Annotated in this window: 19 protein-coding genes and 2 tRNA genes; 11 read left to right on the forward strand and 10 right to left on the reverse strand. The window is 66.3% G+C overall.

What is annotated here, in order from left to right; all coding sequences use genetic code 11:
* Positions 1–18 precede the first annotated feature (18 nt).
* Both BUB09_RS00600 and BUB09_RS00605 read right to left on the reverse strand, forming a co-directional pair.
* Complete coding sequence (locus tag BUB09_RS00600; protein ID WP_072892803.1) at positions 19–594, reverse strand: 3'-5' exonuclease family protein; 576 nt, start codon at positions 592–594, stop codon at positions 19–21.
* 412 nt (positions 595–1,006) lie between these two features.
* Positions 1,007–1,083: transfer RNA gene (locus BUB09_RS00605), tRNA-Val, on the reverse strand.
* Between the two features lie 94 nt (positions 1,084–1,177).
* On the opposite strand from BUB09_RS00605, the gene BUB09_RS00610 reads away from it, so the two are divergent.
* Both BUB09_RS00610 and BUB09_RS00615 read left to right on the forward strand, forming a co-directional pair.
* Positions 1,178–2,434 (forward strand): putative Na+/H+ antiporter, encoded by a 1,257-nt coding sequence (locus tag BUB09_RS00610; protein ID WP_072892805.1) that lies wholly within the window; start codon positions 1,178–1,180, stop codon positions 2,432–2,434.
* 114 nt (positions 2,435–2,548) lie between these two features.
* Positions 2,549–3,439: a dienelactone hydrolase family protein gene (locus tag BUB09_RS00615; protein ID WP_072892807.1), complete on the forward strand. Its 891-nt coding sequence runs from the start codon at positions 2,549–2,551 to the stop codon at positions 3,437–3,439.
* A 90-nt stretch (positions 3,440–3,529) separates the two neighbouring features.
* On the opposite strand, the gene uvrB is transcribed toward BUB09_RS00615, so the two are convergent.
* Positions 3,530–5,596 carry an excinuclease ABC subunit UvrB gene (gene uvrB / locus BUB09_RS00620; protein ID WP_084083047.1) on the reverse strand — a complete coding sequence of 689 codons (2,067 nt, stop codon included), beginning with the start codon at positions 5,594–5,596 and terminating at the stop codon, positions 3,530–3,532.
* Between the two features lie 222 nt (positions 5,597–5,818).
* Between uvrB and BUB09_RS00625 the strand changes: the two genes are divergently transcribed.
* The 4 genes from BUB09_RS00625 (at position 5,819) to BUB09_RS00640 (ending at position 9,181) form a co-directional block, all read left to right on the forward strand.
* Positions 5,819–7,003: a pyridoxal phosphate-dependent aminotransferase gene (locus BUB09_RS00625; RefSeq protein ID WP_072892808.1), complete on the forward strand. Its 1,185-nt coding sequence runs from the start codon at positions 5,819–5,821 to the stop codon at positions 7,001–7,003.
* A gap of 133 nt (positions 7,004–7,136) precedes the next feature.
* The gene (locus tag BUB09_RS00630; protein ID WP_072892810.1) at positions 7,137–7,913 is read left to right on the forward strand and encodes a ferredoxin--NADP reductase; all 777 of its coding nucleotides are present in this window, start codon (positions 7,137–7,139) and stop codon (positions 7,911–7,913) included.
* 87 nt (positions 7,914–8,000) lie between these two features.
* Complete coding sequence (locus BUB09_RS00635; protein ID WP_072892812.1) at positions 8,001–9,026, forward strand: zinc-binding alcohol dehydrogenase family protein; 1,026 nt, start codon at positions 8,001–8,003, stop codon at positions 9,024–9,026.
* Between the two features lie 79 nt (positions 9,027–9,105).
* Positions 9,106–9,181: transfer RNA gene (locus tag BUB09_RS00640), tRNA-Asn, on the forward strand.
* 188 nt (positions 9,182–9,369) lie between these two features.
* Here the strand turns inward: BUB09_RS00640 and tgt are convergent.
* Complete coding sequence (tgt, locus tag BUB09_RS00645; protein WP_072893932.1) at positions 9,370–10,524, reverse strand: tRNA guanosine(34) transglycosylase Tgt; 1,155 nt, start codon at positions 10,522–10,524, stop codon at positions 9,370–9,372.
* 395 nt (positions 10,525–10,919) lie between these two features.
* Between tgt and BUB09_RS00650 the strand changes: the two genes are divergently transcribed.
* The 4 genes from BUB09_RS00650 to BUB09_RS00665 are packed head-to-tail and all read left to right on the forward strand — an operon-like array spanning position 10,920 to position 13,511.
* Positions 10,920–11,288, forward strand: a complete 369-nt coding sequence (locus tag BUB09_RS00650) for a hypothetical protein (RefSeq protein ID WP_072892813.1) — start codon at positions 10,920–10,922, stop codon at positions 11,286–11,288.
* Positions 11,289–11,333: 45 nt separating this feature from the next.
* Positions 11,334–11,882 (forward strand): GNAT family N-acetyltransferase, encoded by a 549-nt coding sequence (locus BUB09_RS00655; RefSeq protein ID WP_072892815.1) that lies wholly within the window; start codon positions 11,334–11,336, stop codon positions 11,880–11,882.
* A gap of 43 nt (positions 11,883–11,925) precedes the next feature.
* Positions 11,926–12,708, forward strand: coding sequence for an ABC transporter ATP-binding protein (locus tag BUB09_RS00660; RefSeq protein WP_072892816.1), 783 nt, complete (start codon positions 11,926–11,928; stop codon positions 12,706–12,708).
* The gene (locus BUB09_RS00665; protein WP_072892818.1) at positions 12,705–13,511 is read left to right on the forward strand and encodes an ABC transporter permease; all 807 of its coding nucleotides are present in this window, start codon (positions 12,705–12,707) and stop codon (positions 13,509–13,511) included. Before BUB09_RS00660 ends, BUB09_RS00665 begins: the two co-directional genes overlap by 4 nt.
* Before the next feature lie 30 nt (positions 13,512–13,541).
* Here BUB09_RS00665 and dcd read toward each other — a convergent pair whose 3' ends face one another.
* A complete protein-coding gene (dcd, locus tag BUB09_RS00670) occupies positions 13,542–14,108 on the reverse strand; it encodes a dCTP deaminase (RefSeq protein WP_072892820.1) in 567 nt (188 codons plus the stop codon).
* A gap of 96 nt (positions 14,109–14,204) precedes the next feature.
* The gene (locus BUB09_RS00675; RefSeq protein ID WP_072892822.1) at positions 14,205–15,653 is read right to left on the reverse strand and encodes an aminotransferase-like domain-containing protein; all 1,449 of its coding nucleotides are present in this window, start codon (positions 15,651–15,653) and stop codon (positions 14,205–14,207) included.
* 162 nt (positions 15,654–15,815) lie between these two features.
* On the opposite strand from BUB09_RS00675, the gene BUB09_RS00680 reads away from it, so the two are divergent.
* Positions 15,816–16,478, forward strand: a complete 663-nt coding sequence (locus BUB09_RS00680) for a LysE family translocator (protein ID WP_072892823.1) — start codon at positions 15,816–15,818, stop codon at positions 16,476–16,478.
* 21 nt (positions 16,479–16,499) lie between these two features.
* Here the strand turns inward: BUB09_RS00680 and BUB09_RS00685 are convergent, their stop codons facing one another.
* From BUB09_RS00685 to BUB09_RS00700, 4 genes are all read right to left on the reverse strand, one after another.
* On the reverse strand, positions 16,500–19,469 hold the full coding sequence (locus BUB09_RS00685; protein ID WP_245793044.1) for a parallel beta-helix domain-containing protein: 2,970 nt from the start codon (positions 19,467–19,469) through the stop codon (positions 16,500–16,502).
* A 159-nt stretch (positions 19,470–19,628) separates the two neighbouring features.
* Positions 19,629–20,708, reverse strand: a complete 1,080-nt coding sequence (gene apbC / locus BUB09_RS00690) for an iron-sulfur cluster carrier protein ApbC (protein ID WP_072892827.1) — start codon at positions 20,706–20,708, stop codon at positions 19,629–19,631.
* Between the two features lie 64 nt (positions 20,709–20,772).
* Positions 20,773–22,338, reverse strand: coding sequence for a DHA2 family efflux MFS transporter permease subunit (locus tag BUB09_RS00695; RefSeq protein WP_072893935.1), 1,566 nt, complete (start codon positions 22,336–22,338; stop codon positions 20,773–20,775).
* Position 22,339: 1 nt separating this feature from the next.
* Positions 22,340–23,452: an HlyD family secretion protein gene (locus tag BUB09_RS00700; protein WP_084083048.1), complete on the reverse strand. Its 1,113-nt coding sequence runs from the start codon at positions 23,450–23,452 to the stop codon at positions 22,340–22,342.
* Positions 23,453–23,455 lie beyond the last annotated feature (3 nt).

Genomic DNA, 23,455 nt, shown 5'->3' on the forward strand with positions numbered 1-23,455 from the left:
GCCGCGGGCATCAGCCGACTAAGCGGCCTCTTCGTCGCCCCAGCGGCGATATTCGGCCAGCATCCGGCAGAACAACACGCCCTGCTCGATCGCATCGTCGAGCGCGACATGCGTGTGCGATGGCAGGTTGTCGAACCAGCGGCGCGGCATGCAGTGCTTGCCGCTGCGCGCAAAGCTGCGCCCGCTGGCACCCATGACGTAGCTCTGAATGTCGAGCGCCGACTGGCGGAACGGGCTCTCGCCGGCAAAGCGCATCAGATACCAATACGTGAACATGAAATCGAAGCCAGCCGGCAAGGCGACGAACACCGGCGTGCCCGGCAAGGACTTGATCCAAGCGACATAGCGCGGCATCACGACGGCCGGGGATTCGAGATCACGGCGGCAGGCCGCCCAGGCATCCGGCTCGGTCAGCCACCAGGCTGCCGTGGCCGGGTATGGCGAGGCACCGGGCAGCGTTTCGAGATTGGCGGTGAAGGTCCCTAGCAATTCGCCATCGCTGCGGTACGCCGCCGACGCCAGGCTCAGCATCGAATGCGGCCCGGGAATCGGGCCATCGGTTTCGACATCGGTGCTGATGTAAGTCTCGGACATGGGCCGCAATGTAGATCGAGTGACAAAAACCGGAGCTGACCGGCAGTCGGCCGGAACAAGTCGGCCGCCGAAGGGCGTCCGGGACGCAGAGCGGCGCAGGCAACGCAGGAATCGCGCCGGATCGCACCAGCCGTCGTTGCCCTCGCCGTCGACTTTTATACCGCTTCGGCGATGCCCGCTGAGGTAACGCGAACTACCGGTACGCGGCGCGTCGGGAGCACGACGTCTGGCGCACGCCGTTGCGCACGGCCGAGCACCGCGCAGGCCCATGGAGAGCCAATCGCGACAAGAAGAACACGTGAGACGATGGGAAACAGTGGGCCAGTGTCGACGAACCATTGCCTGTCGTGGCCACTGAAAAACGGTACTGATGTTGGCTTACCGAGTCCGACGGGGTGAAGAACCGTCGAACTGGTAGGCGCGAGAGGACTCGAACCTCCGACCCCCACCATGTCAAGGTGGTGCTCTAACCAGCTGAGCTACGCGCCTGCTGCTTTGCAGGGGCGCGAAAGATACAAGGCTGGCCCGAACATGGCAAGCCGGCATGGAATAATACGGACTTGCTCACTGACCGTATCGAGGAATGACCCCGACCCTGCCCGAGCTGATCGGCACGACGCTGTTCGCCATCGCCATCGTCCACACCTTCCTGGCTTCGCGCTTCACCAAGCTCGCACATCGTCATCCAGCGCACGCCGGCGCGCTGCATCTGCTCGGCGAAGTCGAGACCGTGTTCGGGTTCTGGGCGCTGATCTTCGTATTGTTCTTGGCCGCGTATTCGGGCACCGGCGCGGCGATCGGGTATCTGGAAGCGCAGAGCTTCGCCGAACCGATGTTCGTGTTCGTGATCATGGTGATCGCCGCCAGCCGGCCGATTCTGCTGCTGGCCCGCGGCATCATCGAGGCGATCGCGAAAGCGATACCGGGGCCGTTCAACGCCACGCTGTATCTGGTGATTCTGTCGGTCACGCCGCTGCTGGGTTCGTTCATCACCGAGCCGGCCGCGATGACGCTGGCCGCGCTGCTGCTGCGCGACGGCGTGCTGACGCAAGCCGTCAGCAATCGCCTGCGCTACGCGACGCTCGGCGTGCTGTTCGTCAATGTGTCGATCGGCGGCACGCTGACGCCGTTCGCGGCGCCGCCGGTGCTGATGGTCGCCGGCCAATGGGGCTGGGGCATTGATTTCATGTTCGCCACCTTTGGCTGGAAGGCCGCGCTAGCGGTGCTGGTCAATGCCACAGCGGCGACGGCCCTGCTGTATCGCGAACTCGCCGCGTTGCCGCCCCCGGAGCGCCGTGCGCCCAGCGGCATGCCGCTGGCGCTGACCGGGCTGCATCTGCTGTTTCTGGTTGGCGTGGTCGCGTTCGCGCATCACCCGGTCGTATTCGGCGGGCTGTTCCTGTTCTTCCTTGGCGTGACCCAAGCCTATGAGCGACATCAGGACCGGCTGATCCTGCGCGAAGGTCTATTGGTGGCCTTCTTCCTGGCCGGGCTGGTCGCGCTCGGCGCACAGCAGCGCTGGTGGCTGCAGGACGTGCTCGCAGGGCTCGATCCGCGCGCGCTGTTCTACGGCGCCACAGCGCTGACCGCGATCACCGATAACGCAGCGCTGACGTATCTGGGCTCACTCGTGCAGGGCATCGACGCCGACTTCAAGTACGCGCTGGTGGCCGGCGCCGTCACCGGAGGCGGCCTGACCGTGATCGCCAACGCGCCCAACCCGGCGGGGTTTGCGATCCTGCGCGAACGCTTCGACAACGGCGCGATCAGCCCGCTGGGTCTGTTCCTGGCGGCGCTGGCGCCGACGCTGGTGGCGATCGCCGCGTTCCAGTTGTTGTAGCGCCGAGGTGGCCGGCAGCCGGGGTGACGGATCAATCCACCGGATCGCGTCGTTGCCGGCATAGGATGGGCAGTGCCCTGACGTCGCCAAACCCATCCTTGGAGCCCTCACGCGATGACCCGCAAAACCGCACAGGATTTCGATCCCGAAGTACTGAAGCTGTTCGACCGCTATGTCCACGGCCAGATCTCGCGGCGTGGCTTTCTGCAAGGCGCGCAGAAGTTCGCGCTGGCCGGCGTCAGCGCCGAAGCGCTGCTGCTGGCACTGAGCCCCAACTTTGCTGAGGCCCAGCAAGTGCCGCCGGACGACGCCCGGCTGCAGACCCGCTACCAGGAGTTCGCGTCGCCGGACGGCAACGGCCGGCTGCGGGCGTATATCGCCCAACCGACGCAGCGCAGCGGCAAGCTGCCGACGGTGCTGGTGGTCCACGAGAACCGCGGACTGAACCCGCATATCGAAGACATCACGCGACGGCTGGCGCTGGATGGCTTCATCGCGCTGGCGCCGGACGCGCTGTTCACCCTCGGCGGCTATCCGGGCGAAGAGGACAAGGCGCGCGAGCAGTTCCAGAAGCTCGACCAGAACAAGACGCGTGCAGACTTCATCGCAGCGGCACGCATCCTGGAGCAATGGCCGGACGGCAACGGCAAGGTCGGCGTCGTCGGCTTCTGCTACGGCGGCGGCATCGCCAACTTCCTGGCCACGCAGCTGCCGCAGCTGGCGGCAGCGGTTCCGTTCTACGGCGCCCAGCCCGCTGCCACCGATGTGGCCAAAATCAAAGCACCGCTGCTGATTCACTACGCGGGCAATGACGAGCGCATCAACGCGGGTTGGCCGGCCTACGAGGCCGCGCTAAAGGAACACAAAATCGGCTACGAAGCGCACGTGTACGCCGGCGTGCAGCACGGCTTCAACAACGATACGACGCCGCGCTACGACGAGACGGCGGCCACGCTCGCCTGGCAGCGGACGATTCGCTTCTTCAACGAAAAACTGCGCATCTGAAAGCAGCGCTTCGGCGCATTGAAACGGGGCCCGCTCCGGCGCGGCTCGAACCCATCGCCCAGCCTGCGTAGCCGGGCGATGGGGCTACGCTCAAGCCGCGTTGATCAGCGCGGCCTCGCGCAAGCGGCGCAGTTCGTCGCGCAACTGCGCGGCCTTTTCGAACTCCAGATTCTGCGCAGCCGTCTTCATTTCCTTTTCGAGCTTGCTGATCTTCTTGGCGACCAGTTCCGGGCTGGCGATCGATTCGTAGACCTTCTTGGCCTCGGCCGCGCGCAGCACCTTCATGTCGGCCACGCCGTCTTCGTAACCGAGCCGCATCACGTCGGCGATGCGCTTCTGCACACCCTTGGGCGTGATGCCGTGCAGCTCGTTGTGCGCGACCTGCTTGGCACGCCGGCGGTCGGTCTCGTCGAGCGCGCGGCGCATCGAGCCGGTGATGCTGTCGGCATACAAAATCGCACGCCCGTTGAGGTTGCGCGCCGCACGGCCGATGGTCTGGATCAGCGAGCGGTCGCTGCGCAGGAAGCCTTCCTTGTCGGCGTCCAGAATCGCGACCAGCGACACCTCAGGCAAGTCCAAGCCTTCGCGCAGCAGGTTGATGCCGACCAGCACGTCGAACACGCCCAGCCGCAGGTCACGAATGATCTCGGCACGCTCGACGGTGTCGACGTCGCTGTGCAGGTAACGCACCTTGACGCCGTTTTCGTTCAAGTAATCGGTCAGATCCTCGGCCATGCGCTTGGTCAGCACGGTGATCAGCGTGCGCTCCTCGCGCTGCACGCGCAGGCGGATCTCGCCGAGCACATCGTCGACCTGGCTGCGCGCCGGCCGCACTTCGACTGGCGGATCGGTCAGCCCGGTCGGGCGCACGACTTGTTCGGCGATCGCCGAGCCGGAGCGTTCCAGTTCATACGGGCCGGGCGTGGCCGAGACGTAGATCGTCTGCGGCACCAAACGCTCCCATTCCTCGAACTTCAGCGGCCGGTTATCCATCGCCGACGGCAGCCGAAAGCCGTATTCGACCAGCGTTTCCTTGCGTGACCGGTCACCCTTGTACATCGCGCCGATCTGCGGGACGGTCACGTGCGACTCGTCGATGACGACGACCGCATCGGGCGGCAGGTAGTCGAACAAGCACGGTGGCGGCTCACCGGGCGCGCGGCCCGACAAGTATCGCGAGTAGTTTTCGATGCCGTTGCAGTAGCCCAGTTCCTGGATCATCTCCAGATCGAAGTTCGTGCGCTGCTCAAGCCGCTGCGCTTCGAGCAACTTGCCGTTGCTCTGGTAATACTGCAGCCGCTGCTGCAATTCGTCCTTGACGTCGTCGAACATCGCGACGACGCGCTCGCGCGGCGTCACGTAATGGCTCTTCGGGTAGATCGTGTAGCGCGGTACGCGCTGGCGCACTTCGCCGGTCAGCGGATCGAAGATGCTGATGCTGTCGATCTCGTCGTCGAACAACTCGACGCGCACCGCTTCCATATCGGACTCGGCCGGATGAATGTCGATCACGTCGCCGCGCACGCGGTAGGTGCTGCGATCCAGCGCCATGTCGTTGCGGGTGTACTGCATCACCGTCAACTGGCGGATCAGCTCGCGCTGGTTCAGACGGTCGCCCTTGACCAGATGCAGCACCATCTTGAAGTAGCTTTCCGGATCGCCGAGGCCGTAGATCGCCGACACCGAGGCGATGATGATCGCGTCGCGGCGTTCCATCAGCGCCTTGGTCGCGCTGAGCCGCATCTGCTCGATGTGTTCGTTGATCGAGCTGTCCTTGTCGATGAACGTATCGGTGCTCGGGACGTAGGCTTCGGGCTGGTAATAGTCGTAATAGCTGACGAAGTATTCGACCGCGTTGTTCGGGAAGAACTCCTTGAACTCGCCGTACAGCTGCGCCGCCAGCGTCTTGTTCGGCGCCATCACCAGACACGGGCGCTGCACACGCGAAATCACATTGGCGATGCTGTAGGTCTTGCCCGACCCGGTCACGCCGAGCAGCGTCTGATGCGCGACGCCAGCCTCCAGGTTGTCGACCATGGTCGCGATCGCGGTCGGCTGATCGCCGGCCGGTGCCCAGTCGGCCGCGAGCTTGAACAGTTCCTCGCGTCGATGCTTGAGCCGGCGGTCCTTGAGTTCGTCGCGGGGCGCTTCTTTCATGAGACGGTACGGGGCCTGGTGGCGAAGGGGCGGCCGGCGAGCGGCGCGGCCAGATAGTGTGGACTACGTCGGCCGCGACCGTGGAGATGCCGATGTCATGCAGACCGCCCGGTCCGGCGGCGGTTCCGGCTCGACCCGCAGCTGCGCGATCTGGGCTCGGGGCGGCACATCCAGTATCATCGCGCGCCCGATTTCTCCCCCTCCCACCAACCGAGAATCGCCGTGGAATTCTCTCTGGCCCAGCGCGTGGGCCGCATCAAGCCCTCCCCCACCCTTGCCGTGACCGCCAAGGCCGCCGAACTGAAGGCCAAAGGCCTCGACGTGCTGTCGCTCGGCGCGGGCGAGCCGGACTTCGACACCCCCGAACACATCAAGGATGCCGCGCGCGGCGCGATGGATCGCGGCTTCACCAAGTACACGCCGGTCGGCGGCACGCCAAGCCTGAAGGCGGCGATCATCGCCAAGATGAAGCGCGACAACGCGCTCGACTACAAGCCCAATCAGGTGCTGGTGTCCACCGGCGGCAAGCAGGCCTGCTACAACCTGTGCCAGGCCTTCCTGAACGCCACTGATGAAGTGATCGTGCCGGCGCCGTACTGGGTCAGCTACCCGGACATGGTGCTGCTGGCCGACGCCACGCCGGTCGTCATCGAGACCACGCAGGCGACGCGCTTCAAGATCACCCCGGAACAGCTGGAGCGCGCGATCACGCCGCGCACCAAGATGATCTGGCTGAACTCGCCGTCGAACCCGTCGGGCATGGCCTACACCCGCGCCGAGCTGGTCGCGCTCGGCGAGGTGCTGCGCCGGCACCCGCAGATCCTGATCGCCTCGGACGACATGTACGAGAAGATCCTGTGGACCGGCGAGCCGTACAGCAACATCGTCAACGCCTGCCCCGATCTGTACGAGCGCACGGTGATCATCCATGCCGTGTCCAAGACGTATTCGATGACCGGCTGGCGCATCGGCTGGGCCTGCGGCCCGGCCAAGCTGATCACGGCAATGGCCGACATCCAGTCGCAGTCCACGTCCAACCCGAACTCGATCGCGCAGGTTGCGGCCGAAGCGGCACTGTCAGGCGACCAGACCTGCGTGACGACGATGGTCGAAGCCTTCAAGCGCCGCCACGACGCGCTGGTCGCCGACCTGAACTCGGTGCCCGGCATCGAGTGCGCCAGCGGCGACGGCACGTTCTACGTGTTCCCGAACGTCGATGGCCTGATCGCCCGTCTCGGCGTCAAGGACGACCTCGAACTGTCCGACCTGATGCTGCAGAAGGCGCTGGTCGCGCTGGTGCCGGGTTCGGCCTTCGGCACGCCCGGCCATGTGCGGCTGTCGTTTGCCACCAGCGAGGCGGTGCTCAAGGGCGCCGTGGAGCGCATCCGCGCGCTGGTCAGCGGCTGAGGCGCCACGGCCGGCAGCGCCGGCCTGCCGCCGTGGTAGTCCATACAGGCGACTCACGGCGGCGACCGGTATTCCACAATCAGGTTTATGGGGGATGGTCCCCGTAAACCCATCTGACAAGGCGTAGCAAGCAATGGCCGCGATCGGCGTAGAAAAAATCCTCAGTGTCCGTCACTGGAACGACACGCTGTTCAGCTTCACGGCGACGCGCGACCCCGCGCTGCGCTTCGAGAACGGCCACTTCGTGATGATCGGTCTCGAGGTCAATGGCAAGCCGCTGATGCGCGCTTACTCGATCGCCAGCGCCAACTACGAAGAGCACCTGGAGTTCTTCAGCATCAAGGTGCAGAACGGCCCGCTGACCTCGCGGCTGCAGCACTTGAAGGTCGGCGACGACCTGCTGGTCAGCCGCAAGCCCACCGGCACGCTGGTACTGCACGACCTCAAGCCGGGCAAGCATCTGTACATGCTGAGCACCGGCACGGGTCTGGCGCCGTTCCTGAGCCTGGTCAAGGACCCGGAAACCTACGAGCGCTTTGAGAAGATCGTGCTGATTCACGGTGTGCGCTATGTCAACGAGCTGGCCTACGCCGACTTTTTCCGCCAGGAGTTGCGTGAGCACGAATTCCTCGGCGATCAGGTCCGCGACAAGCTGATCTACTACCCGACCGTGACGCGCGAGGACTACCAGAACACCGGCCGTCTGACCGACCTGATCGAGTCCGGCAAGCTGTTCAGCGACATCGGCCTGCCGCGCTTCGACCCGGCCGTCGACCGCGCGATGATCTGCGGCAGCCCGAGCATGCTCAAGGACACCAGCTCCTTGCTCGATGCGCACGGCCTGCATATCTCGCCGCATATCGGCCAGCCGGGCGACTACGTGATCGAACGCGCGTTCGTGGAAAAGTAAACCGCAGCCGGTCAACATCGCGGGCCGGGCCGTTCCTTCGGGAACCGCCCGGCCCTTTTTATTGCTGCCGACCGGAAAGCCTTCGCCATGAAAGCCGTCGCCCTGACCCGATACCTGCCGATCGATGACCCGCAGGCCTTGTTCGACGTCGAACTGCCCGAGCCGGAACCGGGCCCGCACGACTTGTTGGTCGATGTCGAGGCGATCAGCGTCAACCCGGTCGACACCAAGGTGCGCGCACCGAAGGACCGTACCGAACCACAGCCGCGCGTGCTGGGCTGGGATGCGGCCGGGCGGGTGCTCGCCGTCGGACGCGAGGTGCGCGGTTTTCAGCCGGGCGACGCGGTGTATTACGCAGGCGACCTGACGCGCCCCGGCTGCAATGCGCAGCGCCAGTGCGTCGATGCTCGGATCGCGGCGCTGCGGCCGCAGCGGCTCAGCGCTGCCGAATCGGCCGCGCTGCCGCTGACCGCGCTGACGGCGTACGAAGCGCTGTTCGACGGTCTGGGCATCGACGTCGACGGCGGGCGAGACGCCGGCAAGAGCCTGCTGATCATCGGCGCTGCTGGCGGCGTCGGCTCGATCGCGCTGCAACTGGCGCGGCTCGCCGGTCTGCGCGTGATCGGCAGCGTCAGCCGAGACGCGACACGCGCCTGGGTCGCGTCCTTGGGCCTGACCGAAACCGTCGACCATCGCCAGCCGCTGCCGCCACAACTGGCCGCGCTCGGCGTGCCCGAGGTCGACTACATCCTCAACTGTGCCAGCAGCGACCAGTACTGGGGCGTTTGCGCTGAACTGCTGCGCCCGCGCGGCAAGGCATGCAGCATCGTCGAGAACCGTCAGGCGCTCGACCAGAGCCTCTACAAGAACAAGAGCCTGACCCACGTCTGGGAGTTCATGTTCACGCGCTCGATGTACCGCACGGCCGACATGGAGCAGCAAGGGCGCATCCTGCAGCGCATCGCAGCCTGGATCGACACTGGCACGCTGCGGACCACGCTGCATGATCACGACCAGCCGATTTGCGCCGCGACGCTGCGCGCTGCGCATGCCGAACTGGAATCCGGGCGCAGCATCGGCAAGCGCGTGCTCAGCGGCTGGCCAGGGCTTTAGAACCTCGGCTGGCGATTCTCTGACCAGTTCAAAAAAAGCGTTGCAGCACTGCCGATTAGTCCTTAGAATCCGCGACCTTTCCCCGGTAGCTCAGTCGGTAGAGCAAGTGACTGTTAATCACTGGGTCGGCGGTTCGAGCCCGTCCCGGGGAGCCATTCTGCAAGTCGTACGCTGGGCACCTTCGGGTGCCCAGTTTCGTTTTGGGCCCCGTTTTGCGCATCTGATTCAGCGCCTCTAACCGCGATCACGGCAGCGCCCGCCGCCGTCATCGAGGGCGGCGGTCATCATGTCTTGCCGATAGCGCCTGCGCCGTCACCGATTGCGGCGAGGCGCGACCAACGGGCTACGCCTCTGGCGGCGAGCTTGCCGGCACCGCGACGCGCGCCACCTTGGACGGCGCGCCTTCCGGCGATGCGATGAAGTCGGCTGCAAAGGCTTCGTAGCGGTCCGCTTCGATCGCGCTGCGCAAGCGCGTCATCACGCTCTGGTAGTAGCGCAGGTTGTGGATCGTGTTCAGACGCGGGCCGAGCATCTCGTTGCAGCGATCGAGGTGATGCAGATAGGCGCGCGAGAAATTGCGGCAGGTGTAGCAGTCGCAGTTCGGATCCAGCGGGCCGTCGTCATCGCGGAAGCGGGCATTGCGGATCTTGATCACGCCCTGGCTGGTAAACAGATGGCCGTTGCGTGCATTGCGGGTCGGCATCACGCAGTCGAACATGTCGACGCCACGGCCGACGGCTTGGACGATGTCGCGCGGCGTGCCAACACCCATCAAGTAATGCGGACGATCGGCCGGCAAATGCGGGCCGACCGCATCGAGCACCTGCAGTCGCTCGTCTTCGGATTCGCCGACCGACAAGCCACCGATGGCGTAACCAGGAAAGTCGATCTGCGTCAGCCGCTGCAATGATTCGAGCCGCAGCGCCGGCAGCATGCCGCCCTGCACGATGCCGAACAGTGCGCCGGGATGATCGGCATGCGCGTCCTTGCAGCGCTGCGCCCATCGCGCCGACAGCTCCATCGACTTGCGGACCTGGCGCTCGGTCGCCGGATGCGGCGTGCATTCGTCGAACTGCATGATGATGTCGGAGCCCAGCGCGTGCTGGACCTCGATCGAGCGTTCCGGCGACAGGAACAGCCGGTCACCGTTGACCGGCGATGCGAACTTGACGCCCTCTTCGGTGATCTTGCGCAGCCCCGACAAGCTCCATACCTGAAACCCACCGGAGTCGGTCAGGATCGGGCCGCTCCAGTTCATGAAGCGATGCAGGCCGCCGAGGCGCTTCATCAGCTCATCGCCGGGCCGCAGCATCAGGTGAAACGTATTGCCGAGCAGGATCTGCGCGCCGCTGTCGCGGACTTCTTCCGGCGAGATCGCCTTGACCGAGCCGTAAGTGCCGACCGGCATGAAGGCCGGCGTCTCGACGACGCCGCGACCAGCAAAGCTCATGCGCCCACGCCGCGCGCCGGCCGAGGTGCCCAGCAACTGAAATTCCACGTTCGACAGCCTTCGCGTCAGCGCCCCGTATCGAGGCCGCGGTTTGTAGCGGGTCGGCCGCGCCAGCGCAAGCCAGTCCGACTGCAGCACGCATCTCCAGACACCTTGGTCGGTGATGCCCAAATCAGATGTTTCGTGACGTCATCATCACGATCTGAACGACACTTTTCTTTTAATCTTAAGTATCTATACAAGACGTATTTCGTCACAGAACACTCGTGCACTTTATCTGCCGTTGGATCATTTTTTGCAGAATATCAACCCGCAGAGAATCGTTTTAGTATCGGAGCCGGTTACGACCGACCGCGCCGTTTCGACAGGCTCACTGACTATTTGGCATCACTTTCGAACGTTCCATTCCGTCGTTCCAGCTTTTCCACTTCTGGAGCCTTTTCATGCCGCTGCTGATGTCCTTGCTGGGCTACCTGCTGCTCAGCGCACTGCTGGCCGTACCGGTACTGCTGGCTGCCAAGATCGTCCGGATGCCTTATGTGGGCATGACGTTCTGCACGTTAGGGGTCGCCGCGTCACTGCTCGCCGCCAAAGGTCTTGCGCGGCTGCTGCCGCAGCCTTGGGTCCATCTGCCGCTCGCCATCGTGGCGGCCGTGCTGCTGCTGTCGATATGCCTCGGAACCACCGTCACGCGCGCGTTGGCCGTGGTGGCGCTGCAAGTCCCTTTCTACTTGCTGCTGGCGGGGCTGTGGCTCGCAGCCGGCGCTGCTCTGCCGTCGCCCGACGTCGTGATGAGCTGGTTCACGCCATAGCCGCCCACCGCTATCGTGACGGCCCGTCCGCCGCTGAGTCCTGCCATGTCGCCGCTCGTCGCTGCTGACCCGCCACCGCTGCAAACCGCGCGGCTGCGCTTGCGCTGCCTGACGCCGTCCGACGCCGGTTTCATCCAAACCCTGGTCAACGATGCAGACTGGCTGCGCTACATCGGCGACAAACAAGTCCGAACACTCGATGACGCCGTCGCCTACATCGAGAACGGCCCTCGCTGCAGCTACCGCCTGTATGGCCACGGGCTGTATGCGGTCGAGCAACGCGACACCGGCACGCCGATCGGACTGTGTGGGCTGATCCGGCGCGACACGCTTCCGGCACCGGATATCGGCTTTGCATTGCTGCCGGCGTTTCGCAACCAGGGCTATGTCACCGAAGCGGCGGCCGCCGTGATCGCCGAAGGCCGCCAGCGCCACGGACTAACGCGCCTGCTGGCGATCGTCTCGCCAGGCAATGAGCCGTCCATCGCGGTGATCGGCAAGCTGGGCCTGGCGTTCGAGCGCGTGATCCAGTTGGGCAGCGACCCGCGCCCGACCCTGTTGTACTCGCGCGACTACGCGGTCGGCGCCGACTGACGCGATCCGTTGCCACGATCAGGCCCATGGCAAGATCGCTGCGATGAAACTTACCCACGCCGCGACGGCGCGCCCGGTCCTGCAGGTTGCGAACGTCCACAAGCACTACGGCAGCAAGATCGCCGTGGCCGACATCTCCTTCGAAGTCGCCGCGGGCGAAATCGTCGGCTTGCTCGGCCCCAACGGCGCCGGCAAGACGACGACGATCAACATGGTGCTCGGCGTGCTGGAGGCCAGCCGTGGCCAGATTCTGATCGACGGCCATGACGTGATGCGCCAGCGCCGCCGCGCGCTGTCGGCAACCAACTTCGCGGCCGTCTATGCGCCGTTGCCCGGCAATCTGACGGTCGAGCAGAACCTGAGGATCTTCGGGCTGATCTACGGGGTGCGGCCGCTGCAGATGCGGATCGACGGGCTGCTGCAGCAGTTCGACCTGCTCGCCTATCGCGATACGCGCTGCGGCGTGCTGTCGAGCGGCGAGCAGACGCGCGTGTGCCTGGCCAAAGCGCTGCTGAACCAGCCGCGATTGTTGTTGCTCGACGAACCCACCGCGTCGCTGGACCCGGCCACCGCACGCGATATCCGCCTGCAGATCCAGCGCATCGCGCGCGAACAAGGCGGCGGCATTCTGTGGACGTCGCACAACATGACCGAGGTCGAAGATGTCTGCGACCGCGTGCTGATCCTGTCGCAGGGTCGCGTGCTGCTGCAGGGCGACCCGCGCACGCTCGCATCCGAGCACGGCGCCGCCTCGCTTGAAGACTTGTTCGTGCGGCTGGCGCGCGATCCCGGCGCAACGGCGCCGAAGCGCGAGGCAGGCGCATGATCCGCTGGCCTGCTTTATATGCGATTGCGCTGCGTCAGCTGTACTTGATGCGCGGCAGCCCGACGCGCGTGCTACCGATCTTTGCCTGGGTTGCGGTCGACATCGTGCTGTGGGGCTTCATTGCGCGGTATCTGGCGCGCGTCAGCGACGGCGTGCCGGACTTCACCGCGACGCTGCTCGGCGCCGTGCTGCTGTGGGATTTCTTTTCGCGCGTGATGCAGGGCGTGACCACTGCGTTTCTCGAAGACGTGTGGTCACGCAATTTCCTGAATCTGTTCGCGTCGCCCCTATCGGTCGGCAGCTACCTGGGCGGCTTGGTGCTGACCAGCGTATTGGCCAGCTTGATCGGGCTGGCGGTGATGCTGGCGCTGGCCGGCGGCGTGTTCGGGCTGTCGTTCGCCATGCTCGGCCTGCTGCTGGTGCCCTACTTGCTGGTGCTGTTTCTGTTCGGCATCGCGCTGGGCATCTTCGCCAGTGCGATGGTGCTGCGCCTGGGGCCGGCATCGGAATGGCTGGTGTGGCCGATCCCGGCGCTGCTGTCGCCGTTTGCCGGCGTGTTCTACCCGCTGGATACGCTGCCCAGCTGGATGCAGGCGATCGGGCGCGCGCTGCCGCCGTCCTACGTGTTCGAAGGCTTGCGCAGCGTCGTCGCCGGGCAGGGATTTTCGATGCCCGAGTTGATCGGCGGCCTGGTGCTGGCGCTGGTGCAGATCGCGCTGGCGTGCTGGCTGTTTGCCGCCGTGTTCAAGGGGGCGATCCGCAGCGGCCTGCTGGCGCGCTATAGCGCCGAAAGCGTGGCTTGACGCGGCGCCAGGCGCGCCGCGCGCGGCGCATCAGGTCTTGGGCAGCGTGACGCCGGTCTGGCCCTGGTACTTGCCGCCGCGATCGCGGTAGCTGGTCTCGCAGATTTCGTCGGATTCGAGGAACAGCATCTGCGCCACGCCCTCGTTGGCGTAGATCTTCGCCGGCAGCGGCGTGGTGTTGGAAAACTCCAGCGTCACATGGCCTTCCCACTCGGGTTCCAGCGGCGTGACGTTGACGATGATGCCGCAGCGCGCGTAAGTGCTCTTGCCCAGGCAGATCGTCAACACGCTGCGCGGAATACGGAAGTACTCGACCGTGCGCGCCAGCGCGAAGCTGTTCGGCGGAATGATGCAGACCGGTCCCTTGACGTCGACGAAGGTCTTTTCGTCAAAGTTCTTCGGGTCGACGATCGTCGAGTTGATATTCGTGAAGATCTTGAACTCGTCAGCGCAGCGCACGTCGTAGCCGTAGCTGGACACACCGTAGCTGACGATCTTGCCGCCGGTATTGGCGCGCACCTGCCCGTCTTCGAACGGCTCGATCATGCCGTGGTCACGGGCCATGCGTTTGATCCAGCGGTCGGACTTGATGCTCATGCTTGCGGCAGCCTGTGTCGGTAAGAAGGAAGCGGGAACGGCAGGGATGCGGATTCTACCGGGCCGCCGCGGCAATGGCCCGCGGACGGCGCGATCTCAGCCGGCTTCGACCAGCCGGCCCAGTGCCTGCAGCGCGCCGTCCACATCGGGCGTCCACTGACGCCCGGCGTTCAGCCGCAGGCAGTTGCGATAGCGGCCGCTGGCCGAAAACAGCGGCCCCGGCGCAAAGTTGATGCGCCGAAACAGCGCCCGCTCGTACAGCGCCAGCGTGTCGGTGCCGCGCGGCAGCTCGACCCACACCACGAAGCCGCCGCTGGGCCGCGTCACGCGCGTGCCCGCTGGAAAGTAGCGCTCGATCGCCTCGATGTAGCGCGCCACGTTGGTTGCACACAGCCGCCGCAGGCGCACCAGATGACGCGGATACGCCTGCGTCTCCAAGTACGCCGACAGCGCGTGCTGGTACACCAGCGCGGTGCCGGCCGATGTCGTGAACTTGCGCATCCGCACCGCGTCGCGATGGCGGCCGGCCAACAGCCAGCCGATCCGCGCACCCGGCGCCAGCGACTTGGAAAATGAGCCGCACAGCAGCACGTTGCCGCTGCGATCCCAGTAACGCGCCGGCAGCGGCCGTTGGCCGGCAAAGTCGAGTTCACCGTAAACGTCGTCTTCGATCAGCGCGATCCGATGCTGCCGGCACAGCGCGACCAGAGCCTCGCGCGCGGCTTCCGGCATCAGCGCGCCGATCGGATTGCAGAACGCCGGCGTGACCACGCAAGCGCGTATCTGCGCGCCCTGAGGCCCGGTCAGCGCGGTGGCCAGCGCCTCGACCGACAAGCCGTCGCGGGCGTGCGTCGGTATCTCCAGCGCTTGCATGCCCTGCGCTTCGATCAGTTGCAGCAGGCCGTAATACGTCGGTGATTCGACGGCGATCACGGCGCCGGGTGCCGCGACGGTGCGCAGCGCCAGATTGATCGCTTCCATGCAGCCGTTGGTGATCACCACTTCGTCGTCGTCGACAGCGATGCCCAGTTCCGCGTAACGGCGTGCGATCTGGTGCCGCAGCGCTGGCAGGCCGAAAAACGGGCTGTATTCGCCGATCAGCAGCCGGTGACGTCGCGCTGCTTGCGATGCCAGCCGCTGCAGCGTGGCGACCGGATACCAGTCGGCCTCTGGAATCGCCGCGCCGAAGCCGATGATGCCCGGCTCATTGCTGGCCGCGAGCAAGCGGGCGGCGATGCTGCCGACCGTGACCGGACGCGCTGCCGATGGCGGGCGACTGGTGGCAGGCTCGGCCAGCCGTCGCAGCTTCGGACGCACGTAATAGCCCGACTGCGGCCGCGCCTCGACCCAACCACGCTGCTCCAGCGCGCGCAGCGCGGCCAGCGCCGTCGTCGGACTGAGCCCACGCCGCTGCGACAGCTCGCGCACCGACGGCAGCCGCTCGCCAGCCGCGAGCTGTCCTTGCGCGATCAACTGGCCGAGTTCATCGGCGACGCACAGGTACAACGGCTGGGACAGTCCGGTCGGCGAGTCGTCGGCGGGCATCGGATGGGTCGTGTATCGGCAGCATGCCGGGTGGCGTCATTAGGCCATTGCCGCATCGGTGGACACCAGCAACTGTACTGGTCGCGATTGCGAGCGGCTGTATCTGTATCGGTCCGCAGCACGCGTCTATCGTGCCGCACCTCACGATCATGGAGCGATGCGATGGACCCTCAAACGCTGACGATCACGTCCGGCGCCGCGGCTTTGGCCGCGCAGCTGGCAGCCTTGGCGTTCGGCACGTCGATCACGCCGGGGCCGAACAACTTGATGCTGCTGTCGTCGGGGCTGCGCTTTGGCGTGCGCCGCACGTTGCCGCACTGCCTTGGCGTCAGCGCGGGCCTGGCCTTGGTGTTGCTGCTGGCCTGGTTCGGCCTCGCCGCCTTGTTGGCGAGCCTGCCGGTATTGCAGACGCTGCTGACGCTGGCCGGCGCGCTGTATCTGCTGCACTTGGCGCGACTCACTGCTTGCGCCGATCCGCGCCAGCCGCTGGACGGCCGCAACGGCGATGCGGCCCAGCCGATGAGCTTGATCGGCGCGGTGGCCTTCCAGTTCGTCAATCCGAAGGTCTGGGGCATGGCCGCGTCCGGCGTCGGCCTGACACTGGCGGCCGACGTGTCGCCGGCGCTGCGCGCACCGCTGCTGGTCGGCGTCTACTGCCTGATGAACCTGCCCTGCATTTCGCTGTGGGCGATCGCCGGATCGAGCTTGCGACGCCACTTGTCGCAGCCGCGACTGCGGCGCGCCTTCAACCTTGGCAACGCGGCGCTGGTCGCCGCCACCGCGCTGTGGATGCTGGCGCCGCTGGCCGCGCGGCTGGCGGGCTGAACCCCGCCGCCGCGCGCCCGGCTACTGCGTACAGCTGGTCGAGCCGGGATAACGGGACTCGTCGGCGGTGACGACGGTGCCGATCCATTGCTGGATCAGCGCACTGCCCTCCTCGTCGACGACGCTGCGCGCAATCGGCGGCATCCGCGCCGCGGGCACCTTGGCATCCGGACCGATCCGGAACGCCATGATCGAATCGGCGACGTTGCCCGGATGAATGTCGTAAGTGCGGCCGCCGCTGCCTTCCTGGCCGGTCGCCGTCGGGCGCTTGCAGATGCCGTAGCTGATGTCGACCGGACGCTTGGAATCCAGGTAGAACCCGGTGCTGGCCGCAAAACCGCGCACGTTGTGGCAATGCTGGCAATTGACTTCGAGCCAGGCGCGGGCGCGCGCTTCGATGTCCTGCGGCGAATTGGCGGCAAAGCCTGCGTCGCCCGGCTTGTTGAAGGTCGGGATGCGCTCCAGCTTGGCGGCGATCTGGCGCATGTCGACACCCAGTTCCGCCGGGCAGCCGGCGATCAGCCCGGCCCCACACCACCAGGCGATCTGGTTTTGGCCCGCCACCGGATGGCGGCTCTGCCCGGTGGCGCGACGGCTCTCCGGCGCATAGGGCCGGTTCAGGAAGCGCACCTTGGGACCGATCGGCGCGGCGCCGGCCTCGGCGTCCTCGCTGGAATGGCAACTCAGGCACTGGTTGGCGTGCGGAATGCCGTAGCTGGCGCTGCTGCCGGTGTGGTGCAGGCCGGAATCGACGTCGGTGTGGTCCCAGGCGACGCTGGCGCTGCCGCCGCCCATCGACAGCCGCGCCACGCGGCGACCGGTGGCGGTGTCAGTACCCCAGATGTACGGCAGGCCGTCCCAGCGCGCGACGTTGCGGGAATTGACGCGCTTGATCAGCAGCCGCGTTTCGACCGGCGTCTCAGTGCCGCTGCGCTCGTCGGCGAACGAGAAGGTCTTGGCGATGATCGTGCCGACCGGGAACACCAGCGTGGCGTTGACGCCGTTGGTGGTCGAATCCTGGTAAACGGCCTTGGTGCCGGGCGGCAAGTACGCGACGCGGTACTTCACCGAATAGTCAGAAAACAGCTTGGTGTTCAGCGAATACGGCACGCCGTTGCCGCGCGGCAGGCTGGTCGGGTCCTGCTCGTCGTCGAACAGGTGGTATTGATCCAGCGTCGGGCAGTTGACGCGCGCGGCCTCGGCATTGATCTGACCGGCCGCGACGGTGGCACTGCACAGCCGCTCGACCAGAGCGGCCGCCGGCGCCGGGTCGTAGTCGCCGCTGCGGACGAACGGCGGAATCACGACCGGCGGCAACGGGGTCAGCGTGCGGCCGTACTGCGCCTGGCAGTCGTGCGGACTGCGATCGAGGCTCGCCGGGAATTGCAGCAGCGCCGCAGGGTCGAGCTGGCTGCTGACGATCAACTCCAGCCCCTTGGTGCCGTGGAAGTTCGAGAACGCCAGGCTATCGCCGGAGAATTGATTGTCGTTGTCGATGCACGAAAACCAATCCGGCTTGATCCGCGGCGCGCCGCTGGCCTGCGTGTCGAACTTGTAGGCGTTGTACTGGCAGCCCGGATCGGGCACTTCGTTGGTGTACAGCGGCTTGCCGCGCGCATCGGCCGGCACTGGCTCGCCATTGGCATCACGCGGATACGCGCAGTTGGCGTGGTAGGTGTCCAGCAAGCCGTCCCACAGGATGTGCGCGCCGCGAAAGCTGATCGGACCGACCGCAAGGCAGGTCGCCAGATTCTGCGGCAGCAGGCACGCCGCCTGGGTCTTGAGCCCGACGATTGCCGGCAGAAACTTGGCGACGTCCTGCGCGATCAGGTCCTGCGGCGTCGGCAGCGGCAGATGGTTGCCGTTGTCGACGAAGCGGTTGTTCCAGATATGCAGGCCTTCGGTGTACCAGTCGATCCGGTTCTCGGCCGGGCGGCCCGCGCCCGCCGGGAAAATCTCGTAGCTGGTGTGGATGATGCCGGCGGTGTTGTTGTGGCTGAACTCGTTGTCGAAGATGTCGATCTGGTCGTACGACAAGGTGATCATGCCGCTGCCCGACGGCACGTTGCCGACGATGCCGCCCGACGTGAAGTTGTACGTGTTGTTCATCCGCGCGACGTTGCCGTACATCCGCGACCGATCGCCGTACTGGCGCAGGTTGTCGAGGTCGTAAATCAGGAACCCGCCAGTGTTGCACTCGGCCAGATTGTGGGCGTACTCGCCGCCGCGCACGTTCTCGATCTCGAAACCAAACACGTTGTAGGCCGCGCGGCTGTTGCGGATGATCGCGGTGTTGGTCTGGCCGACATAGATACCAGCGTCGGAAGCGCCGATCGATTCGGCGTCATCGATCAGGATGTTCTCGGAGGCGACCGGGTAGATGCCGTAGCGACCCGACAGCCGGCTGACCGTGTAGTCCGGCGAGCGGATGTCGCCGAGCGCATTGGTGGCCACGTCCGGGTTTTGCGTAGCCGGGTCGGTACACGGCACCTGCAGCCGCTGGGCGTAGTTGCCGGCATTGATCGGCGTGGCGCTGGCGCGTCCGCCACCCGATGACCAGATCGCGCGCACGCGCTGGATCGTGCCGTGATCGACGCTGCGCAGTTCGATGCCGTTGCCGCCGGTGTCGAGCACGGTCAGGTCCTGCACCGTCAGGCCGCGCACGTTGACCGCCAGAATGCCTTCGGGCGTGGTGCTGGTCTTGAACGACAGCACGGTGCGGTCACGACCGCAGCCGCGCACTTTGACGTCTTCGGTGTTGGTCAACTGGAGCGCCGACGCCAGCTCGAAATAGCCGCAGTCGAACTCGATTACGTCGCCGGGCAGCGCTTGCACCATCGCCGCCACCATATCGGTGGTCGCGCTGGCGGTGGGCTTGATCACGAACACACGGCCCTGACTGGCCGGCGTGCCATCGCCATTGCCGACCGGCGATGGACTCGACGTCGATGACGACTTGCCGCAAGCACTGACCAGCAGCAACAAGCCCACCGAGCACCACCGCATGGCGCCGAGGCGCCTCTCCTTGCACCGCATCTGAACACTCCCTGTCGAAGGCCGGATCTGGATGCCCGGCTTTGATTCGGCCCGAGCATAGCGGCGGCGGCCGCAGGTACCCGACAGGAAATCCGGCCTAAGCAGGCCGGCGGATCAGTCGTCGCTGATGCTCAAGCTCGGGAACGCGGTGACCGTGCCGTGCGCCAGCCGCGCCACGGCGCGCAGCGCGATGTCGCGGTACAAGCCGGCCGCGTCGGACTGCGGATCGGCGACGACGGTCGGCGTGCCGCCGTCGGCCTGCTCGCGAATCCGCGCGTCCAGCGGCAGCCGGCCGAGCACGTCCACGCCGGTATCGGCGGCCAGGCGATCACCGCCGCCGCTACCGAATATCGCCGTCTGCGTGCCGCAGTTCGGGCAGCAGAACAGGCTCATGTTCTCGACCACGCCGAGCACGGCGACGTCGACCTTGCGGAACATTTCCAGGCCTTTGCGCGCATCGATCAGCGCGATGTCCTGCGGCGTGGTGACGACCACGGCGCCCGACAGCGGGATCTTCTGCGACAGCGTCAGCGCGATATCGCCGGTGCCCGGCGGCATGTCGATGATCAGGTAATCCAGATCGTCCCAGCGGGTTTCGGTCAGCAACTGCATCAGCGCGCTGGTGACCATCGGGCCGCGCCAGATCGTCGGCTGCGCATCGTCGATTAGATAACCGATGCTCATCGACTGCAGCCCGTGCGCGATCACCGGATTCATGATCTTGCCGTCGGGCGAGGTCGGCCGCGCGCTGGTGCCGAGCATCCGCGGCTGGCTCGGGCCATAGATGTCGGCGTCGAGCAGGCCGACGCGGGCGCCCTCGCCCTGCAGCGCCAAGGCCAGATTCACCGCAACCGTGCTCTTGCCGACGCCGCCCTTGCCGCTGGCCACGGCGATCACGTTGCGGATCTGCGCCAGCGGACGCAGGTTCTTTTGCACAGCGTGCGGCTGTACGCGCCAGCGCACCTCAACGCTGGGCTTGAGCCCGAGCGCGGTGATGCGCTCGCTCAGCGCTGCTGCCAACGCCGCTGCATGATCGCGCGACGGAAAGCCCAGCTCGATCTCGACCGTCGCGCCGCCCATCCAGCCGACACTGGCGCGGCGCACGACGCCAGCCTCGACCAAGCCAACGCCGATCAGCGGATCGACGTATTCGGACAGCAGCGGCAGCAGCTTGGGATCGATGGAAACGGTCATGGCAACGCGGGTGGGTGCGAGGGGCGCAAAGTCTAGCGCCAGCGCGTCGCCGCGTGGCCCCGGCTCAGTGCGCGCCCGGTTGCGGTGCGCTCAGTGGATCGCCGCGCCGCGTCAGCCAGACGAACGGGATCATCAGCACGGCGAGGATCGCCAGCAGGTAGAAGTCGGCGATAAACGCCAGCAAGCCCGACTGCTGCGCGACGCGCGCCGCGATCACTGCCAGCGCCGTGGCCTCGTCGCCCAAGCCCTGCAGCGCCTGCATCGTGGCCTGATAGGCGGGGTCGAGCACGCTGACGCGCTCGATCATCTGCGCCTGCTGCGCTTGCGCGCCGCGCGCCAGGTGCGTGGTGACCAGCGAAATGCCGATGCCGCCGCCGATGTTGCGCATCAGGTTGATGATCGCCGTCGCGCTGCCGATGTCGCTGCGCTGGATGCCGACATAGGCGATTGCATTGACCGGGATGAACAGGAAAGCCACGCCCGACATCTGGAACACGCGCAGCCAGATCAGCTGGGTCTGCGACATGCTCAGATCGACATGCGCCAGTGCCACCATCGACGCGCCGATCGCAATCAAGCCGAACGTGCACAGCGCGCGCGGATCAACCTTGCCGCTCATGCGACCGACGATCGGCATCATCAGCAGCGTCATCAGTGCGGCCGGCGACATCACGATGCCGGCATCGAGCGCCGAATAGCCCATCAGCGTCTGCATCAGCTGCGGCAGCAGCAGCGTGCTGCCGAGCAGCGTCACGCCCATGCCGGCGATGATCAGATTCGCCACCGCGAAGTTCGGATTGGCGAGTAACCGCAAATTGACGATCGGGTGCGGGTGATGCCATTCGCGCCACACCAGCGCCACCAGCGACACCACGGTGATCACCAGGCAGGCCTGGATGAACGTCGAATCCAGCCAGTCTTCCTGCTGGCCCTTATCGAGCATCAGCTGCAGCGTTCCCATGCTCAGTGCGATCAGCGCAAAACCGATGTAGTCGATCGAAACGCCGTCGGCGCGGCGCCGCGCTTGCGTGGCCTTTTGTTCGGCCGAGTCACGCACCAGGCGGCCCGCCATCGTGATCAGCAGCAGGCCGATCGGCAGATTGATCAGAAAGATCCAGTGCCAGCTGTAGCGGTCGGTCAGCCAGCCGCCGAGCGTCGGCCCGATCGCCGGACCGGCGATCACCGCCATGCCGTAGACGGCCAGCGCCGCGCCGCGCTTTTCCGGTGGAAACGAGTCGGCCAGGATCGACTGCGACACCGGCTGCAGCGCGCCGCCTGCCAGCCCTTGGACGATGCGGAAGAAGATCAGCACCGGCAGCGACGGCGCCAGCCCGCAAGCCACCGACGCGAGCGTGAACACGGCCATCGAACCCAGGTAGTAGCGCTTGCGTCCGAGCGTGTCGGACAGCCAGCCGGTCATCGGCAGGATGATCGCGTTGGCGACCAGATAGCTGGTCAGCACCCAGGTCGCCTCGTCGCGGCTGGCCGACAGCGAGCCGGCGATGTTGACCAGTGCGACGTTGGCGATCGAGGTATCGAGCACCTCCATGAACGCCGCCATGCCGCAGACGAACGCGATCAGGTAGGTGGCCTTGGGCGCGGTACCCGACGGCGCAGCGGCAGCGCTCATGTCAGCGTGCCGACGCCGCAGCCAGTGGTGCGCCGAGGCCATCGTCGGCGACGTTGACGCGCGGCACCACCGACATACCGGGCACCAAGTGCAGATCGGCCGGCGGCGCCGGGTCGAACAGCAGCTTGACCGGCACGCGCTGCACCACTTTGACGTAGTTGCCGCTGGCGTTTTCGGCTGGCAGCAAGCTGAACGCCGAGCCGGTGCCCGCTTGCAGGCTGTCGACGCGCGCCTGGAACGTGCGGCCCGGATACGCATCGACCTTGACCGCCACCGGCTGGCCGACGCGCATCTGATGCAACTGGGTTTCCTTGAAGTTGGCGACGATCCACGGCGTGGTGCCGACCAACGCCAGCACCGGCGCACCGGCGGCCAGCTGCGATCCGGGCTGCAGATTCTTGCGTGTGACGCGGCCGGCGGTCGGCGCGGTGATCCGCGTATACGACAGCTGCAGCCGCGCTTGGTCGAGCGCCGCTTGCGCTTGCGCCACCGCCGCGCCAGCCGCGGCCAGCTGCGCTTCGCGCGCAGCGGTCTGCTGCGGCGAGGTCTGCGCGCCGTCGAGTTGCGCGGCGGCCTGCTCGGCTTGCGCCTGCAAGGCGCGCGCGGTTGCCAGCGCCTGGTCCAGCGTCTGGCGCGAGATTTCGTCCTTGGCGTACAGCGACTCGTAGCGCGCGACGTCGGCCTGCGCGCGCTGCGCTTGCGCTTGGGCCGCACGCAGCGCGGCGCGGGCCTGGGCGACACCGGCCGGCGCGCTGGTGCGGGTGATCCGCAGATCGGCGTCGGCGGCCAGCTGCTGCGCTTGTGCCGCGGCCAGATTGGCTTCGGCCTGACGCAGGCGCGCTTGGTAATCGGCCGGGTCCAGCTCGAACAGCAGCGCGCCGGCCTGCACCGGCTGGTTGTCGGCGACGTGGACCGCCGTGACCGTGCCGGGCACGCGCGGCGCGACCATCGTGATGTCGGCCTGGATGAAAGCGTCGTCGGTGGTCTCGACGCCGCGCCCGCGCCACCACAGCGCCGTCGCGCAGACGACGGTGACAACGACGACGCCGATCAGCAGCCCGCGCCGGGAACGCGGCGGCTTGCTGACGGACGGGCTGGTTTGCGTATCGGTCATGGC

It is taken from the genome of Hydrocarboniphaga daqingensis (genome assembly GCF_900129825.1).
Lineage (GTDB): Bacteria > Pseudomonadota > Gammaproteobacteria > Nevskiales > Nevskiaceae > Hydrocarboniphaga > Hydrocarboniphaga daqingensis.